The following is a 17,888-nucleotide window of genomic DNA, read 5'->3' as shown; positions in this document are numbered from 1 at the left end:
ATGGAACCAGAGGAATACGTATGGAGGCGGCCCTTTTGTACAAAATTATGATTGTAGAGGATGACGACAAAATCGCTTCGATTCTCGGAGGGTATCTGGACAAGTACGGATACGAGGCAACGCGCGTTACGGACTACCGGAATATCAAGCAGGCTTTTGCCGGGCTGCAGCCTCATCTGGTGTTGCTCGATATTAACCTCCCGCAATACGACGGCTTTTACTGGTGCCGGCAAATCCGCACCGTCTCGAATGTGCCGATCCTGTTCCTGTCGGCGCGCGTCGGCGAGATGGATCAAGTGATGGCGATCGAGAACGGGGGAGACGATTATATCACGAAGCCGTTCCATCTGGAGATCGTCATGGCCAAAATAAAAAGCGCGCTTCGCCGGACCTATGGCGAATATGCGTCGGCTCCGCACGGCAATACGGACATCGTCGATGTGGAAGGACTGGTGCTGGACCGGGGCCGGGGAACGCTCGAATGGAACGGGCACAAGACCGATCTAAGCCGTAACGAGTCCAAGCTGGCCGAAGAGCTGATGAGACGGGCCGGGCAAATCGCCACAAGGGAACAACTGCTGGAAGCGCTGTGGGACGACGTGACGTTCGTGGACGATAATACGCTGACTGTAAACGTCACGCGGGTGCGCAAGAAGCTGGAGGAGATCGGGATCGATAAGGCGATCGACACGGTGCGGGGAACCGGTTACCGGTTGCAAGTTACATGGGGGGCGAGAACGTGAGGTTTCGACATTTCCTGGCCGACCGGATCGGGTATATCGTCCTCTATATGGCGAACCTGCTGCTGGTGCTGCTCGTCGTGTGGCTGGACCTGCTCGGGCAGAACGTCTCCATCAGCCGCGAAACGGTCATCTACGCCGCTGTGCTCTCCCTAGTCGGCCTCGGCGTGTATTTGACGATAGATTATATCCGCAGCCGTCCGTTCCACCGCCAGATCGATGTGCTGACGAGCGGGGAGGCTGCTATCGACGACGTATTGATGCTTCAGGCAGCGGCGACGCGCGAACAACAGGCGACCCAGCAGCTGGTCATCGATAACTATATGAAGTATATGGAGCGGCTGGAGCAGTACAAGCAGCAGCAGGACCTTCACCAGACGTTCGTCCGTCAATGGGTGCATCAGATGAAGACGCCGGTATCGGTTATCGATCTGCTCGTTCAGCAGGGAGAGCGCACCGGTACGGGGGAGGCCAAAGAGCTGCTGACCAGCATTCAGGAAGAGAACGAGAAGCTGGCGCACGGACTCGATATGATGCTCCACACGGCCCGCCTTGAGAAGTTCGAGTTCGATCTGCATATTAAACGGGTGGAGATGGTGCACGCTGTTCGGGGGGTCATTAACGAACATAAAAAAGCGTGCATCCGGTACCGCCTGTTCCCGAAAATCGAGACCGATGCGGAGACGATCTGGTCGGAAACCGATGAGAAATGGATTGTCTTCATTCTTCACCAATTGATGACGAACGCGATCAAATATTCGAAGCCGAAGGAAGGGACGAAGACGCTTCTGGTTTCGCTTGCGGAGGAACGGGGCGAATGCCGGATCTCGATCCGGGACGAAGGGATCGGCATCGCGGACCACGACCTGCCGCGCATCTTCGACCCGTTCTTCACCGGCGAGAACGGGAGGCGCGTCGCCGAATCGACCGGCATGGGCCTGTATTTGGCCAAGCAGGTATGCCTGCGGCTCGGACATCGGCTGGAGGTATCCTCCGTGCTGGGGGAAGGGACGGTCGTTACGTTGACGATTCCCCGTGCGGACGGGATTCATACGCTGGACGGGTAATCCTCCTGCTACTGGCGTTGGGCGGTAGGCTTCGGGACGACGCCTCCCAATGTGACGTTTATCCTTGTTCCTCCCCGGAGAATCGGTTATCCTAACGGAAACGAACAACGGAGGGGATTGCGATGCAACTGCACATCACGAACGAAGCCGCGGCTTATTACAAAAAGGAAATGGGGCTCAAGGGCGGGGACGAGCTGCGCCTGTTCGTCAAGCTGGCGGGCCACAGCACCGTTCATCCCAACTACTCGCTCGGCATCATCCGGGAAGCTCCGGTCAAGCCGGCGGTTCGCGCGGAAGCGGACGGGATCGCCTTTTTCCTGGAGGAGCAGGACGGCTGGTTTATCGGCGATTACGATTTGCGCATCGGTGTCAAAAACGGAGAAATCGACATGGAGATGGTTCTGGAGCAAGGCTGCTAACATGGATCGCAAAGTGACGCCCTGGCCGCCTGTGATGGCGGTCCGATGCAAAAAGTCCCTGAATTCTTCGTTTATCGAAGAACGGTCAGGGACTTTTTGGGGTGTGCGTCGAAGAACCGATACCGGGTACGCTTACTCGGGAAGCAGGCCGCTGTCCACGATCTCGTTATGGATCGTGTCGGAGAACCGCTCCAGGCAATTGCAGAAGTAGTCTTTGCGGCAGATGGGGCAAGGTACCGTGAGCAGTCTGGTGATGCTTGTAATTTTCCAGTCGGGATTTTTCGTGTAGAACACCCGGGCCTTCGTCTTGTCGGAAAAGGTGGCCAAAAACTGGTACAGCCCAGCCTTCTCATTCGTATCGGATTGCTGCAGGTCCGTCACATAAAATTGTGCCATTTTATCACCCTGAACTTTTGTATAGTCTGAACTTTTCATAGTATATCATATTTCGACAGGGGGCAACCGCATCTTCGCTTCAAATGTCACGGAAAAATTAGATGACAAAACTGTAAGCCGCGTATTCGATATTTGAAAGCTTCCCCCATCGTGCGGATTGGTTTCTTCGGGTACACTGGGAATAGAAGCTGTACACAATCGCTTTAGCATGATGGAGGAACTTGATTATGACGGTATTAAAGGCGCAGGCGCTATCGAAAATATATGGGGCCAAATCGAGCAAAATGACTTACCGGGCGCTCGACCAAATCCATCTGGAAGTGTCCGAAGGGGAGTTTGTCGGCGTGATGGGGCCTTCCGGCAGCGGCAAGACGACGCTGCTCAACATGCTGTCTACGATCGATCAGCCGACCTCGGGCCGGATAGAGGTGAACGGAACCGACCCGAGCAAGCTGTCCAATAAGGAGCTCGCCCTCTTCCGGCGCCGGCAGCTCGGGTTTATTTTTCAGGACTTCAACCTGCTCGATACGTTGTCCATGAAGGATAATATCGTCCTGCCGCTGGTGCTGGACAACTTGAAAGCCGCGGAGATCGAGCGCCGGGTCCGTGAAGTCGCCGAAATGTTAGGCATATCGGCTATCCTGGACAAGCGCACGTATGAAGTGTCGGGCGGACAGCAGCAGAGGGCGGCGATTGCCCGTGCGATCATCCACCGTCCCGCGATCGTGCTGGCGGACGAGCTTACCGGCAATCTGGACTCGAAGGCGGCCAAGGACGCGATGGAGGCGCTGAAGCGGTTAAATGAAGAACAGGGGACGACCATCCTTATGGTTACGCATGATCCGTTCGCGGCCAGCTACTGCCGGCGGATCGTGTTCATTAAGGACGGCCGGCTGTTCTCGGAAATTCGCCGGGGGGCGAACCGTCAGGCCTTTTTCCAGCAAATCTTGGATGCGCTTAGCGTGCTGGGAGGGAACTTCAATGACGTTTCGCCGACTCGCCCGGAATAACGTCCGGGGCAATTGGCACCGGTATGTCGCTTTTTTCCTGTGCAGTACGTTTTCCGTCATGATCTTTTTTATCTATGCGGCGTTTCTGTTCCATCCGGACGTTGTGAGCGGCAATATTCCCGCAGCCAGCAAGGTGCGGCAAGGGATGATTTTATGCGAGTACATTATCGTCATCTTTTCCTTCTTTTTCGTGCTGTATTCGATGTCGGCCTTTCTGAGGTCGCGGAAAAAGGAGTTCGGCCTGCTTCGTCTGTTCGGCACGACGAACCGCCAAATCGCCCTGCTCGTGGTGTACGAAAATACGCTGATCGCTTTGCTTGCGATCGCGGCGGGTATCGGCTTCGGGGCTTTGTTCACCAAGCTGTTCTTCATGGTGCTTGCCCAGCTGCTGCAGGTAACAAGCCCGATCCGGTTTATTCTGGCGCCAAAAGCGATCTGGATCACCGCTCTCGGGTTTTTGGCGCTGTTCGAGCTTATCACGCTGTATACGCTCCGGCATCTGGGACGAAGCCAGATCGTCGAGCTGATGAAGGCGTCGAAACAGCCGAAAAGCGTGCCGCTGTATTCGAAATGGCTGACCGCCTTAGCGGCCGTTTGTTTGCTGAGCGGTTATTATATGGCGTATACGGCCCACATCTACACGATTATCGCGTATATGATGCCGATTCTGATCACCGTTATTGTCGGCACGTACTTTTTATTTACGCAGGCCAGTGTTGCGATTTTGCGGCGGCTGCAGAGGACGCCGGGGCTGTATTACCGGCATACGCATATCGTCACGATCGCCCAGCTTTTATTTAAGATCAAGGATAACGCCCGCACTCTGTTTACCGCTTCAATCTTATGCGCGGTCATCTTGACGGCTTCCGGGTCGTTTTATGTCTTGTTTCAGGATACGCGCAATCAGATGATGGAACGGTTTCCGCAATCGTTCGGGGTGATCGAGAAAGGGCTTGGCGTTCATGAGGTCATCCATCCGGAGGAGCTGAAGCGGCAGCTCGCGCTTCACGGTCTCGAATTGGATTACGAAGTGCAGTTGTCCGGCTTCCAGGTGCCCGTCATGCTGGAGTCGAAGTACAAGACGGAAGCGCTCGTCATACCGGAGCAGTCGTACAACCGGGTCGCGAAGCTGCAGCGCAAAAAAACGCTGAAGGTAGAACCGGGTCATGCCTATTACGTTCATCCGAACCGACAAGTGGCCGTGGAATATTTCAAGCCGGGCGATCAGTTGGAAACGGTTGTCGGGGGCAAGGACGTGACGCTGCAGATCGACGGTCAAAGTAACGGCGGCATCATTAATTCGAGGCTGGAGCTTGCGAATATGATCGTAGTGAACGACCGGCAATACGAGGAATGGAGCCGGACGGTCCCGGAGCCGGAGTTGTATGCGTATTACGGATTTGAGGTTCGCAATTGGAAGGATTCGCTGGCGGCCGCCTCGCATATTCGCGAATCGGTGCCCAAGGAACGCTCGTGGCAGCTGGAATGCCGGATCGAGGATTATGCGGCCATGCACCAGTTCAACTTGCTGGCGCTGTTTATCGGCGTGTTCGTCAGCTTTCTGTTTTTCATCGCGTCGGGCAGCATGCTATATTTTAAGCTGTTTACGGAAATCCAGGAGGATCAGGCGCAGTTCCGGGCGTTGAGCCGGATCGGGGTGTCGGACGCCGAGATTCGTAAAATGACGACGACCCAAATCGGCATATCGTTTTTCGTGCCGGTAGTCGTCGGTATGGTTCACGCGGCATTCGCCTACAAAACGCTGGGCAATCTGCTCGGATCGAGCGTGTGGCAGTACGGGATCGACGTGATGGCGGTGTATACCGGGATGCAGATCCTTTACTTTGCCTTGGCCCGGAAGGCGTATATGAAGCAATTGGCACAAAGCTGATACCCGAACGGGGGGACATGGGATACGGGAAATCTTACATCAAGTGCGCCAGTATGCGCTTAGCTCAGGGTGAGCTGACAACGGGCGAATCCCTGTGACGGCAAATAAGCCGTGAAGAGGAGCATACGGAGGCATAGGAACGATTGCGTGCGGGTTTTTGGTGCCTAGTGTGGAAAACGGGGGAGCGGGTTCTTCGCTTTTCCCTTCGCGGCGAAGTAAGATGAGAGTAGACAACGATTGACCCAACATTAAAGCGAAGGAATACGATCTATGGCCCGCTCCTATGTACTGCTGCTGGTTTGCGTAACGATATGGGGAAGCAATTTTGTGTTCGGCGCGATTCTGGTCGATCATTTTCCCCCGATGCTTCTCTCCGTCTCCCGGCTGCTGCTCACTTCCTCGGTATACGTCGTTATGGCTATGGCCGCACGGCGGTTCGAGTGGCCGGCGTGGAAGGATTGGAAGCTGCTGCTTCCTCTCGGCGCCGCCAATGCGCTTAATCAAATCTGCTTTTATACCGGGATGCAGGATGCGGACCCGACGACTTCGTCGCTGCTCCTGTCGCTGTCTCCGATTATGATCGGACTGCTGGCACCGCTGTTTCTCAGCGAGAAGATTACGCTGCGGATGGGGATCGGCTCGGCAATCGCTTTGTCCGGCGTCTTTTTCGTCGTCGGCAAGGGCGGCTCGATTCATCTGTCGGCCGGCGAGTTGTGGATTGTCGGGGCGATGCTGACGTTTGTCGCCTCGACGATTTTGACGCGCAAGCTGATGGAGCGCAGGGACGCGTTTTTCGTCACCTCGTACGCCACCGTATCCGGCACCGCGATGCTGATCCCGGTAGCGTTGCTCCGCGAGGACGTATCGGGCATGAGCACGGAGCTGTGGGCGTGGACGCTGCTGATTGCCAGCGCGTTTCTGATGCAGGTCGTGTGCGGGCTCGTCTGGAACCGGCAGATGCAGATCGTGGGCGCCGGCAAGGCGGCGGTATTCCTGAATCTGCAGCCGTTCGTAGCGATGTCGCTCGGGTATGTGATCCTGGGAACGGCGGTTACGCTCAAGCAGGGTTTCGGCTCGTTGCTCATTATCGGCGGCGTCTTGCTGGCGACCTCGATCGGCAGGAACCGGCCGCGCAGCAGGCCGAGACCGGCGGAAGCAGGGGAGGCCAGCTGACGGGGCGGCAAGTTTATCCGGGAGGTGCCGAAGTGCGCCCTAATAGGCTGGCAGGACGCCGCAACAGGTGGGCGCAGCGTCGAATCCGACGCTTTACAGAAGAAGGAGCACTCTTCTATAATGGAGATATGCTCCTTTTTGTTTTTTGATTTATGGAGAAAATTTTCGGAAGGGGAATTTCTGTGGACCGACAATCGCCTGGTATCAGGCATCTGGATACGGAGCAGGTCAATCCGCGAACCCGGGATTTGGACCAATGCTCCACGGTGGAACTTCTCCGGCTGATGAACGCGGAAGATTTCCGCGTTCCGGTGGCGGTGGAGGCGGCGCTTCCGGCCGTCGCCGAGGCTGTCGATCTGATCGCCGGCGCTTTGCGGCGGGGCGGGCGGCTGTTTTATGTCGGCGCCGGTACGAGCGGGCGTCTCGGCGTCCTCGACGCGTACGAGTGCCCGCCGACGTTCGGCACGCCGCCGGAGCTCGTGCAGGCGCTCGTAGCGGGCGGCGTGGCGCGGGACCGCGCCGACGAGTCGGCGGAGGACGACCCCGAGCTGGGCGCCGCCGATCTGGCGGAGCGCGGCCTGGCGGCAGGCGACGTCGTCGTCGGCATCGCGGCGAGCGGCCGTACGCCGTACGTGGTCGGCGGGCTTCAGTACGCCCGCTCGGCGGGAGCGTCGACGGTCGCGCTCGCCTGCAGCGGAGGCTCCGTGATCGGCGGCCTCGCCGACAAGGCGATCGAGGTGACGGTCGGACCGGAGGCGCTGACCGGCTCGACGCGGCTGAAGGCCGGCACGGCGCAGAAGCTCGTGCTGAACATGATCAGCACCGGGGTGATGGTGAAGCTCGGCAAGGTGTACCAAAACTTCATGGTCGACATGGAAGCGTCGAACGGGAAGCTGCGGCAGCGCGCCCGGGGAATCGTCGCCATGGCGACAGGCGAGGACGAAGCGGCCGTCGAGGCGGCGATGGCGGCCACCGGCGACCATATGAAGGCGAGCATCGTCATGCTGCTTGCCGGCGTATCGGCCGAGGAAGCATTCCGGCGATTGGCTGAAGCGGACGGGAACGTGCGCGGCGCGCTTCAGGCTTGACTGGCAGGCGACTGCCGAGGGATGGTTCAGGCTGGGATTTGCCCGACAAGCGGGATGCTAAGTTAAGTAAAGGTAAGAAGACGCGGGAAGCATCGTCCTATAAGGAGGAAGCGATATGGCGCTTATGCGCATTACGGGGTCCTGGTTCGATTTTTATCATCCGAATCCGTATGAAGGGGACTGCTGGAACTCGACGACACAGCAGTTTACCGACGAAGATTGGGATTTCAAGCTGACGGAGATGGCCGAGGCGGGAATGGATACGCTGGTGCTGCTGAATGTTGCGCTGCATGGCAAGGCGTTTTACCCTTCGGAGATATGGTCGCATCGGTGGGATACGGTATGTAAGGACCCGCTGGAGGCGGTTCTCCGGGCAGGGGATCGTCTCGGCCTGACGATTTATGTAGGGAACGGCTTTTATACGACTCCGATTATGGGCAGTTTATCGACTACCGGAGACAAGTCGGCGCTTCGTTATGATTTCGCCAAAGAGCTGGCGGCGAAGTACGGTCATCACGCTTCGTTTGCCGGCTGGTATTTGCCGGTGGAAGCAGCGATTTTCACCCATTTCCCCGACCACTATATCGCATATGCCAACGAGATGGCCGATTTCCTGCGCAAGATCGGACCGCAGCGGGTGATGATCGCCCCATATGGCACCCGTTCGATTACCGGTGACGACCGGTTCGTCGCACAGCTCCGTTCGCTGGAGGTCGATTATATCGCCTATCAGGACGAGATCGGGGTCGACCGGACGACGTTCGAAGCGGTGGATGCGACGTTTGCACGGCTGCGGGAAGCGCACGACCGAGCGGGCAAGCCGCTCTGGTCGGATCTGGAGCTGTTCAAGTTCGCGGGCAAAGTGCTCCATCCGGGACCGTTCGAACGGGTGCGCCGCCAGTTGGAGATTTTATCGAAATATTCGGATAAGGTGCTGTGCTATCAATACTTGGGTATGATGAACAAGCCCGGCAGCGCCGTACATGCAGGGCACGAAACATCGGTACAGCTGTATGAAAACTACATGGCATTGCTGCGCGACAACGGGTTGTGGCCGATCGCGGGGCAGGCGGAGACGGAGCGGAATCGATGAAACAACAAGTCGTATTCGGAATCGATATCGGAGGCACGAACATCAAGTCGGGTATCGTGGACAGCGAAGGGCGCATTTTGCACGCCCACAACACGCCGACGGAAGCGGGGGCGGGGAGAGACTCGCTGCTGGACAAATTGTACGGCATCGCCCGCGGCTACAAGGAGAAAGCGGTGGCCGAAGGCTGGGAAGCCCGCGGCATGGGAGTAGCGACGGCCGGTTACGTCAACGTGAAGGAAGGCCGGATCGGTTACGCGACGTCCAACCTGCCCGGCTGGACGGGAGTGCCGCTGCGCGACAATATGGCCCGCGAGACCGGGCTTCCCGTCGCGCTGGTGAACGACGCGCACGCCTTTGCGATCGGCGAAGCGTGGATCGGCGCGGGTAAAGAGCTGACGGAAGGTTTCCTCTGCATCACGCTCGGTACAGGCGTAGGAGGAAGCTGGGTGACGGAGAACGGTACCCCGTATTACGGGCGCAACGGGTATGCCGGGGGCTACGGGCATATCGTCATCAAGCATGACGGACAGCCGTGCAACTGCGGCCTGAAAGGATGCTGGGAGCAGTATGCATCCGTCACGGCGTTGATGCGGCAAGCCGCCGAAATCGGCCTGGACCCGTCGGTTACCGACGGATCGGCGAAAAAGCTGTTCGAGCTCGCCCGCGGCGGTCACGAGCAGGCGCTCGGCCTGATCGACCGGTATGCGGAATACGTCGCGGTCGGCCTCACCAATCTGATTCATACGCTGAACCCGGAATCAATTGTAATTGGCGGAGCCGTTACCGCTCAGGGCGACTTCTTGTTCGACCGGATCGAAGCTCAGGTGAAGCAGCAAACGATGCCGGCCTACGGTCCGGTCCGGATCGTTCCTGCGGCGCTCGGCGAGCAGGCGGGCCTGGCCGGCGCGGCGAAGCTGGCTTGGCTGGCGGCGGCGGACTGATTCGCTTCGGCGGGAGCACCCGGGTGAGGATGCAAATAAGCTAAGACAGGAGTCGGGGTTGGTTGTCCGGCCCCGGTCTGAAAACCAGGACGGAAGCGTTCATCTTGGGCGGAAGCATGCCGCTTAGGGTGGGGCGTTTTCCGTCTTTTTTTAACGCAGAATGTGTATGCCGGGTAAAGCGTTAAAGCGATAGAAGATCGGGGCATTCTAAACCAAGAAAAGCCACTCCTTAAGCAGGTTCATGCATCGTTGGATCTCCGTGAACAGCTTAAAATACAGCATACTGCCCGAAGCGATGAACAACAGAAAGCTGACGAACACGCCGATACACAGCGCCAGCGAATGGCTTCGTTTAGTCGTTTAGAAGCTTTTTGCATATATTACGGAACTAATAAGGTCCCGGAATGGGAGCAGGGCAGGACAGCGCAGCGCAGTGTAGGGCAAGGCGTTCACCTTCCTTTCGGGTGGCGCCTGCAAGTATCGCAGGTGGTTTCTTGCCGGCTGTTTTAGCCCTACGCCCTGCTTATAGACGGGAACGAAACGGATAAGAGCGGTTTGTAGCTTTTATTTTGCCCGAAACCCGCTTGGGCAGGGGAATAAGAGCGGTTTGGGGCTTTTAATATTGGCCAAAAGGGTGCAGACCCCAGCAGTTGGCTGAAATAAGGGGTGCAACTCGCTTCTATTCGCCTCAGTCTGTTGATTGGGCCGAAAATAGAGGGTGCCAGAGACTCTTATTGCAATAGAGTCCAGTCCGCACGTACGTGAACCGGATGTTTATCCTAGAAGCGCGCTGCAGAACAGAGCGGTACGCCTTCCAGTCTTTAGGCTTGTTTCGCGGTTTGCAGTATAATAAAGCAGAGAGATTGCTGCGGCATCAGGCCGGGTCACAACCGGCGACTAATCGAAAGTGGGAAGGGATGAGTCTGATGGCGAACATTGCCAAAAATTTAACGGATCTGATCGGAAATACTCCGCTTCTGGAGTTGAACCAATATGCCGGGAAACACCGGCTCGAGGCGAGGCTGATCGCCAAGCTGGAATCGTTCAATCCGGCGGGAAGCGTCAAGGACCGGATCGGCTTTGCGATGATCAGGGATGCGGAGGAGAAAGGACTGCTGCGTCACGACTCTGTCATCATCGAACCGACCAGCGGCAATACCGGCATCGCGCTGGCTTCCGTGGCGGCTGCACTGGGCTATCGGCTGATCATTACGTTGCCGGAGGGGTACAGCCTGGAGCGCAGAAAGCTGCTGAAGGCGCTCGGGGCGGAATTGGTGCTGACTCCCGGCGAGGAAGGCATGCAGGGGGCGATCCGCAAAGCGGAGGAGTTGGCCGCGGAAATCCCGAATTCGTTCATCCCGCAGCAGTTCGCCAATCCGTCCAATCCCGAGATGCACCGGAGGACAACGGCGGAGGAAATATGGCGGGACACTGACGGGGAAGTCGATATCTTCGTAGGCGGCGTGGGCACGGGCGGTACGGTGACGGGAGTTGGGGACGCGTTGAAGCGCAAAAAGCCGTCCGTTCAAGTCGTGGCGGTGGAGCCGATCGATTCCCCGGTTTTGTCGGGCGGCAGACCGGGAGCCCATCAGATTCAAGGCATCGGCTCCGGATTCGTGCCGGACGTGTACGACAGCTCCGTTGTGGATGAAGTCATCCAGGTACGCAATGACGAAGCATTCGATACGGCGCGGAAGCTGGCGCGCTGCGAAGGATTGCTGGCGGGCATTTCCTCCGGCGCCGCTCTTCATGCGGCTGTGGAAGTGGCCCGCAGGCCGGAGAATAAGGGCAAGACGATCGTCGTGCTGTTGCCCGATACCGGTGAGCGGTATTTGTCCACGCCTTTGTTCCAGGAGGAGTAGGCTCGGCCTGCGCCCGCTAACCAGTGGACGTCATAGGTAATGATTACCTTGAGCTGCGGCAGTCCGAAGCGCCCCGACCAGCTTCCAGACTGCCGCCATACTGGATTGGCCGGGGCTCAGCCCGTCACTTCACTCGAGGTATTAAAAAAGCGTTCTCGATCCGCTTGAAGCCGATTCGCGGATAATACTCCATCGCTTCCGGTGCGGAAAGCAGCAGCAGCGACACTTGCTCCCCCAGATGCTGCCGCATTCGTTCCACAAGCTCCGTGCCGATCCCCCGCATCTGATACGTTTTGCTCACCGCGAGATCCGACAAATAGCAGCAGTATGAAAAATCGGTGACCGCTCTGGCGATTCCGACCAGCTTGTCGCCGTCCCAAGCCGTCAGTTGAAGATTGGCGTGGTCGATCATCATTTGAATCCGGGCCAGGTCATCCGCCGGACGTTTAATTCCGGACGCCTTAAAAACGTTCGCAACCTCTTCGGCCCGGAGCGGCACATTGATTTTGTATTCGATGGATGGGGTAGTCATAAGCGAAACCTCCTGCGGATGGATATGATCTTGATCTTGCCATGAATGATGGAACAAGGGAAGGGCCGATTTTGGCGCGTTTCGCTGGACCATTCGGAGCGATGAGGCAATCTTGTGCTAAGCCTCCCGAAGTTGGAGGCAGAATTAAAACCATTTTCTCCAAGTACCAGATGCAAATGAATGGTAAAATAAACGAAAATACACAAACCTTCGTCTAATTAGAGCAGGCAGAGCTAAGCCAACCACAAGGGTAAAGGGAGGGGGCCGCTATGGGAAGCGAGCTGCTGATCCGCCAAGTCGAGCCGGAGCATATCGAGCATCTGTGGCCGATCATTGAGGACAACTCGGACCGTAACCGGGAAGCTTTCCTAACCCGAGTGATGGAGAAACGAATGCTGGACGGGCATTTCATACCGGTGGCGTTATGGAACGGCGCTGTAGCGGGGTACGCTTGGGTGCACGACTACGGTCCGCATATTCGGGTGGGACACCGGACGGCTAGAATGAACGACTTGTTCGTTCATCCGGATTATCGGCGGAGAGGGATCGGCCGTGAACTGGTGAAGGCGGCCGTCGGCTGGTGCGAGGATCGCAGAGTCCGATGGCTGCAATGGCAGGCTAGCGCGAAGGCTGCGCCTTTTTACGAACGCTTGGGGTATAAGGGAGATCCTTGTCCGGACCCCGGCCATCCTTTCTTTGAGATCACGTTCGAGCAGCCCGGATGGAAGTCGGAACCCGAAGGAGCAGAGAACCCATGAACGTGGTAGTCAGAGAATCGAAAAACAACAAAGGTCTGCCGCTGCCCAACGAAACGTGCTCGGTGTTAACGGATCAATTGCCGGCGCTGGAGCTCATAACGGGTTCATTCGTACTGGCTTTTCTGGAAGGGAAGCTTGTACTCACGAAGCTGAAGGTGCGCGGCTGGGACATTCCCGGCGGCCATCTGGAGCCCGGGGAAACCGCTGAGGCGGCGATGAGAAGGGAACTGTACGAAGAAGCGGGCGCTGTCGCCGGCACCTGCGGGGTGCTCGGCTACGAAAGAATTCGGCTGCTTGGCCCCAAGCCTGACGGCCATCGGTATCCGTACCCGGACAGCTATATGGTGTTTCACTGGGCGAGCGTCAGCCGGCTGGAAGAAGTTCCGGAGGGCTCAGGAGCGGAAACGTTCGGCCGAGGGCTGTTCAGCGAGGAGCAGGCAGCCGAAGTCCCGTGGGTGAAGGCGAACCGGGCTTTTTATGAGGAGGCGCGCAGGAAAGTATATGGTTAAACAAGAGCCGGAAAGAAAACATGCTGCAATCCTTCTGGTCCTATTGGCCGGAGGACTGCTGTCTTTATCGGTTTCGCTATTGTACTTGTCGGGCTTCGGATTCTCCTTCGATTTCCTGGGACCTGAGAAAGGTTCCGAATCGTCGTCGGTGAAGCTGTGGTCGGTTATTAATATGGGCGCATCGTTCATGACGATCGCCTTCTCGGTTGGCCAGCTTATGCGGTATAACCCGGGACAGGTAAGGTTGCTGATGGGCTTCGCGCCTTCCTCGGGGATGCTGCACGTTCCGCCGCTGCTCCTGTGGCTTGCGATCGGAGGAGATTCATTCGGGGTGATGCTGCACGCTGCGACTTTGCTGGTTCTGCTGGGCGGGTTGGCCGGACTGATCCGGAGTCGCAACCAGGAGCCTGCAGCTGCCCAATAAACGGGGGTGTCGTGAGCCGGATCGCTTGCACTTGCAGCCGCACACCAACCAAAAGCCGCTTGCTCTTCAAGACGTCGCCAAAGGTGACGGTTTCTCGGGAGCGAAGCGGCTTTTCTCCATGCTGGTCTGCAGGCGAGTTTGTTCGTTTATACTTGCGAGATAACCGGCCAATCCAGCTCTACGCCTTCCCGGACGAGCAGGTTCTGGAAGTCGCGAAGATGCTGCTCCGTATTGCGTACCTGACGCGGAGTTAACCCGTGCTCGAGGCAATACGCAGCCAGATGACCGGCCGCTTCGCCTACGTTCCACTCGACGGGATGCAGACGGTAGCAGCCGTTCGTGAGATGTGTGACACCGATGTTTTTACAAGCGGGCAGCAGATTGTCCACCCGGACCGGGATCAGACTTCCGAGCGGGATCTGGAACGGCAGGCTCGGAATGTAGAAGCCTTCGCGCCCCCCGGTCGTCGGATGCAGATCGATCCGGTAGCAGCCCACGCCGATCGAGTCCGCAAATTTCTCGGCTGCTTGCCCGCTACCGCGGACGTCCGGGCTGATGTGCTGCTCGACGACGGTAAATTCCGCACGGATTCGGCGGGATTCCCGGATGTACGGCGCTTTGGCCAGACCGTCCTCGGTGCCGACCACATCTTTGCGCAGGCGTACGCCCGGGAAGCCGAATCCCCCGTCCGGTCTCGGCGCTTCTGTCTGCAGCCAGTAGAGCAGGCTGAGGCTGAGCTGCTTGGCGCGGTCCAGATGCACATTACGCTCTGCTTCGTCTACATCGACGATATTTCCGAGCCAGTAGTCGTTCTGCGGCCAGTTCACGAGCGTGATGTCGCTGTCGAAAGTCCCCGGCACAAAGTTCGACTTATCGATTACCCTGCGGTATTCCCACAAAGAGAAAATGCCTGGAGTCGGGACGCGGAACAGGCTGTACGATTGAAAAGGACTGTAGTTCGACGTTGCCCAGCTGAGCATGACGTCTTTTTGAAAAGGCGCCTGGTACGTCTTCCACAACTCGTATTCCCGCGGCTTCTCGATCGTATGATCTTCGCCTTCCCGGTAATCCACGGCGAAGACATAAGTGAACGCCTGCATATCGTCAGGCTCGGCGTCCCCGTCCAAGGCGTTCGGCTCGCCGGTCTCGCTCTTCGACTCCGCGCCCATCACATATTCGACTCCGGCCAGCGGGAGCAGATCTCCGCATTCCGTCGCGTCGAGCACGTACGGGGCGTACAGCGTCAGCTCCTCTCCGCCGGTTGCAGGCCGCACGGTTACGCTCACGACCCGGTCACCGTCGGTTTCGGCGGCAACCGGAACGTGATTCAGCAGGATCGTTATCGCTCCGCTGTGCACATAGGCAGCCATCATCTCGTTCAGAACGGCCAATGCGGCGCGCGGTTCGACGCACAGACGGCTGACGATGCCGTTGCCCGGATCGAGCCGGGCATTCGCCATCGCAGACGGCGTCAGAGGAAAGTTGCGTTTGTAGTAGTCCCTCACGTTGTTCCGGAACGCCCGGTACGTGCGGGTACAGCCGAACTGCTCGATCCAGCGGTGCTCGTCGGGCGGAACCGCCTGGCTCGTTACCTGCCCGCCGATCCAGTCCGTTTCTTCGGTCAGGATGACCCGTTTGCCTGACTTGGCGGCAGCCATCGCAGCCGCGCACCCTCCAAGTCCGCCTCCGATAACGAGTACGTCGCTTTGCATCTTCTGTTGCATCGGAATCCCTTCCTATTCGCGGTCGCCCGTCCGGTTAAGCCATTGACCGAGCCGCTCCGCATATTTTTGGGTGATGAACTGCGGACGTGTAATCGCGCCGCCGACGACCACATATTCGGCTCCCGCTTCCAACGCCTGTTCCGCCTCTTCCGGGCTCCAGATGCGGCCTTCGGCTACAACCGGCTTCTTCAGGCGCAGCGCCAGCTGGCGAACGAGTTCCAGATCGGGCCCATCTTGTTTCGGGCTGTAAGGAGTATAACCGGACATCGTCGTCGAGATCAGATCGGCGCCAAGCGATTCGGCCAGCTCGCCTTCCTCCACTGTCGAGATGTCGGCCATCACGGCAACGCCCGCCTCGTGACAGTAACGGATCAACTCGACAACGCGTTCAGCGCGATCTTCGCGATTCGTCATATCCATGGCGACGACTTCGGCTCCGGCTTCGATGATCGCTTGTACGTCGGCCAGCTCAGGGGTAATGTAAATGTCCGATCCCGGAATGTCGCGCTTCAGCAAGCCGATGACCGGAAGCTTGACGGCGGCTTTGATGTCGCGGATATCGTCCGGCCCGTTCGCACGGATGCCGATTGCGCCCCCTTGCTCGGCGGCCAGCGCCATAAGCGCCATCGTGCCTTGCCGGTACAGCGGTTCGCCGGGCAGCGCCTGGCAGGATACGATCAAGCCTCTTTTTGCAAATAACGGTTTCATGGGGTGAAACACTCCTCGTATAGTCTGGTTGATGATCAATAGGTTGCGATGAAACGGATACGTTCCGGCAGCTCGTTAATCGAGTCCGATCGCGCATAAGATGCCGCCGATGGTGGCCGCCTTGCGGAACGTCGTCGTTACCGGCGTGCGCTCCGGATCGTCGTTTTTTACTTTCGGCCGGAAATAAGCGATGCCGTGCTCCGTCACGCCGTCTTCCATTTCCTTCAGCCGCCCTTCGGTGTAAGCGCGGGCTTCCTCCAGATGCGGCACGCGAGCGAGCGAGAGCAAAATTTCCGGTACGTTCGGCCAGTCGCGGCACCACCAAGGGGCCTCGTTATAATCGTTCGGACCGTCCTGCAGCGCTTGCAGCACGATTGCGGCCGCTTCTTCCTCGATTCGTTTCCATGCAGCTTGCAGAGGCGCGGATAAGAGCGGGAGCAGCGGGTGAGCGAAAGCGATAATCGTCGCCTGGTACGCTACGCTGTTCCCCATGCCGACCGATCCGTCCCACTTCTCGGTATAAGGCCACCAACCGGGGCTGTGACGCCCGAAGCGGTCAGCTACGTGTGCGACGATCCGTTCGATCTGCGTCAAATATACCGGGTTCTGCGTAAGCTCATAGGCTCTTCCCAGCGTGTGGGCCGCGTAAATGTCGCCGTTCAGCACGTCATGCATGCGGGCGTTCGGATTTTTGTAGACCGCGCCGGGATTTTCTTCGGCAACCTGGGTAAGCAAGTATTCCGCGGATCGGATCAGACTTGCTTTGGCCGATTCGTTGCCTGTCGCCTTGTAGACGTGGTACAGGCTGTTGGCCGCAGCGCCGATCTCGGCGATATCGACCGTACTCGTCTCGCCACGCTTGACGTAATAGGGCTGGCCGAACGCTCCGGACGGAAGCTGACGGCGCAGCACGTCGTCGATGAGCTCGGCGGCGATAGCCGAATCCGTCTCCGTCCCGCCGTTCAAGCGGGAATTCAGCACGTACAGACAAGCCGCTTCGGCCGTCGTGCAGCAGCTCGCGCGGTCGCCGAGCTCATCATCCAGCACATACAGCCGGCCCGAATCATCCCGGCGGAGTAAACTGTCCAAATACACTTTCAAATTCGCCGCAATCGACGCGACTCGCTCCATCGGACCGATCTCCTTATATGTTGAAATAAAATGAAAAAGGAACTACAATGAGTATAGCACACTTTGGAGGAAAGTTCCCTTTTATTATGGATATGTGAAAAAAATATTCATCTTGTCCGAAGTTATTCGTCGTGGAAAGGACAGCGTTTAGAGGCTTTTGTATAAGATTTACATCGCGCCGGCAGAAGTCTTCTCCCAGCGATCACGGGCCAGACAAATATATCGTTTGCTTACATTGACACGCAGAAGCCAATATACTATAATTTCGACAAAAAACGACGCAGCTCCGCTTGGATACAGATTGGGGCCTGCTTCTTTTTTTGAAAACGGTTGCGAAAAGTGCGAACGTTCCATCCTCCTTATAGTGGTCACGGCGCGAATAAGAGCTTTTGCCAGCTCGTATCTGAAATGAAATGGGGGAA

The 17,888-nt window shown here is 57.7% G+C and carries 18 protein-coding genes; 13 read left to right on the top strand and 5 right to left on the bottom strand.

The genetic code is table 11. The features are described 5' to 3' along the window. Positions 1-35: 35 nt before the first annotated feature. From AC3Y2E_RS13295 to AC3Y2E_RS13285, 3 genes are all read left to right on the top strand, one after another. A complete protein-coding gene (locus tag AC3Y2E_RS13295) occupies positions 36-743 on the top strand; it encodes a winged helix-turn-helix domain-containing protein (RefSeq protein ID WP_379210952.1) in 708 nt (235 codons plus the stop codon). Then, a complete protein-coding gene (locus AC3Y2E_RS13290) occupies positions 740-1,807 on the top strand; it encodes a sensor histidine kinase (protein ID WP_379210949.1) in 1,068 nt (355 codons plus the stop codon). The genes AC3Y2E_RS13295 and AC3Y2E_RS13290 overlap by 4 nt, the downstream gene beginning before the upstream one ends. A 122-nt stretch (positions 1,808-1,929) precedes the next feature. Beyond that, positions 1,930-2,226: a HesB/YadR/YfhF family protein gene (locus tag AC3Y2E_RS13285; RefSeq protein ID WP_379210947.1), complete on the top strand. Its 297-nt coding sequence runs from the start codon at positions 1,930-1,932 to the stop codon at positions 2,224-2,226. A gap of 132 nt (positions 2,227-2,358) precedes the next feature. Here AC3Y2E_RS13285 and AC3Y2E_RS13280 read toward each other — a convergent pair whose 3' ends face one another. Continuing rightward, entirely contained in the window at positions 2,359-2,622 is a 264-nt protein-coding gene (locus tag AC3Y2E_RS13280; RefSeq protein ID WP_190923666.1) for a hypothetical protein, read from the bottom strand. 227 nt (positions 2,623-2,849) lie between these two features. Here AC3Y2E_RS13280 and AC3Y2E_RS13275 point away from each other — a divergent pair, with 227 nt between their 5' ends. The 7 genes from AC3Y2E_RS13275 (at position 2,850) to cysK (ending at position 11,680) form a co-directional block, all read left to right on the top strand. Continuing rightward, a complete protein-coding gene (locus tag AC3Y2E_RS13275; RefSeq protein WP_379210945.1) occupies positions 2,850-3,632 on the top strand; it encodes an ABC transporter ATP-binding protein in 783 nt (260 codons plus the stop codon). Further along, positions 3,604-5,523, top strand: a complete 1,920-nt coding sequence (locus tag AC3Y2E_RS13270; protein ID WP_379210943.1) for an ABC transporter permease — start codon at positions 3,604-3,606, stop codon at positions 5,521-5,523. The genes AC3Y2E_RS13275 and AC3Y2E_RS13270 overlap by 29 nt, the downstream gene beginning before the upstream one ends. Positions 5,524-5,793: 270 nt before the next feature. Beyond that, on the top strand, positions 5,794-6,696 hold the full coding sequence (locus tag AC3Y2E_RS13265; protein ID WP_379210941.1) for a DMT family transporter: 903 nt from the start codon (positions 5,794-5,796) through the stop codon (positions 6,694-6,696). A 182-nt stretch (positions 6,697-6,878) separates the two neighbouring features. Next, on the top strand, positions 6,879-7,784 hold the full coding sequence (murQ, locus tag AC3Y2E_RS13260) for an N-acetylmuramic acid 6-phosphate etherase (protein ID WP_379210939.1): 906 nt from the start codon (positions 6,879-6,881) through the stop codon (positions 7,782-7,784). Positions 7,785-7,899: 115 nt separating this feature from the next. After that, positions 7,900-8,877: a DUF4434 domain-containing protein gene (locus tag AC3Y2E_RS13255; RefSeq protein ID WP_379210937.1), complete on the top strand. Its 978-nt coding sequence runs from the start codon at positions 7,900-7,902 to the stop codon at positions 8,875-8,877. After that, complete coding sequence (locus AC3Y2E_RS13250; RefSeq protein ID WP_379210935.1) at positions 8,874-9,818, top strand: ROK family protein; 945 nt, start codon at positions 8,874-8,876, stop codon at positions 9,816-9,818. Before AC3Y2E_RS13255 ends, AC3Y2E_RS13250 begins: the two co-directional genes overlap by 4 nt. A gap of 926 nt (positions 9,819-10,744) precedes the next feature. Then, complete coding sequence (gene cysK / locus AC3Y2E_RS13245) at positions 10,745-11,680, top strand: cysteine synthase A (RefSeq protein WP_379211202.1); 936 nt, start codon at positions 10,745-10,747, stop codon at positions 11,678-11,680. Between the two features lie 124 nt (positions 11,681-11,804). On the opposite strand, the gene AC3Y2E_RS13240 is transcribed toward cysK, so the two are convergent. Beyond that, positions 11,805-12,212, bottom strand: a complete 408-nt coding sequence (locus tag AC3Y2E_RS13240) for a GNAT family N-acetyltransferase (protein WP_379210933.1) — start codon at positions 12,210-12,212, stop codon at positions 11,805-11,807. Between the two features lie 269 nt (positions 12,213-12,481). Between AC3Y2E_RS13240 and AC3Y2E_RS13235 the strand changes: the two genes are divergently transcribed. Genes AC3Y2E_RS13235 through AC3Y2E_RS13225 form a run of 3 tightly spaced genes read left to right on the top strand, consistent with a single transcriptional unit; the run spans position 12,482 to position 13,903 of the window. Then, entirely contained in the window at positions 12,482-12,970 is a 489-nt protein-coding gene (locus tag AC3Y2E_RS13235; RefSeq protein ID WP_379210930.1) for a GNAT family N-acetyltransferase, read from the top strand. Continuing rightward, complete coding sequence (locus AC3Y2E_RS13230; RefSeq protein WP_379210928.1) at positions 12,967-13,479, top strand: NUDIX domain-containing protein; 513 nt, start codon at positions 12,967-12,969, stop codon at positions 13,477-13,479. Before AC3Y2E_RS13235 ends, AC3Y2E_RS13230 begins: the two co-directional genes overlap by 4 nt. Continuing rightward, positions 13,472-13,903 (top strand): hypothetical protein, encoded by a 432-nt coding sequence (locus AC3Y2E_RS13225; RefSeq protein WP_379210926.1) that lies wholly within the window; start codon positions 13,472-13,474, stop codon positions 13,901-13,903. Before AC3Y2E_RS13230 ends, AC3Y2E_RS13225 begins: the two co-directional genes overlap by 8 nt. 146 nt (positions 13,904-14,049) lie before the next feature. On the opposite strand, the gene AC3Y2E_RS13220 is transcribed toward AC3Y2E_RS13225, so the two are convergent. The 3 genes from AC3Y2E_RS13220 to AC3Y2E_RS13210 form a co-directional block, all read right to left on the bottom strand. Then, positions 14,050-15,627, bottom strand: a complete 1,578-nt coding sequence (locus tag AC3Y2E_RS13220) for an FAD-dependent oxidoreductase (protein WP_379210924.1) — start codon at positions 15,625-15,627, stop codon at positions 14,050-14,052. Between the two features lie 12 nt (positions 15,628-15,639). Next, positions 15,640-16,335 (bottom strand): N-acetylmannosamine-6-phosphate 2-epimerase, encoded by a 696-nt coding sequence (locus AC3Y2E_RS13215; protein WP_379210922.1) that lies wholly within the window; start codon positions 16,333-16,335, stop codon positions 15,640-15,642. A gap of 75 nt (positions 16,336-16,410) precedes the next feature. Continuing rightward, positions 16,411-17,466, bottom strand: coding sequence for a hypothetical protein (locus AC3Y2E_RS13210; RefSeq protein WP_379210920.1), 1,056 nt, complete (start codon positions 17,464-17,466; stop codon positions 16,411-16,413). Positions 17,467-17,888: the final 422 nt, after the last annotated feature.

It is taken from the genome of Paenibacillus sp. MAH-35, from assembly GCF_058135425.1.
This window is presented reverse-complemented; position numbering and strand designations above follow the sequence as displayed.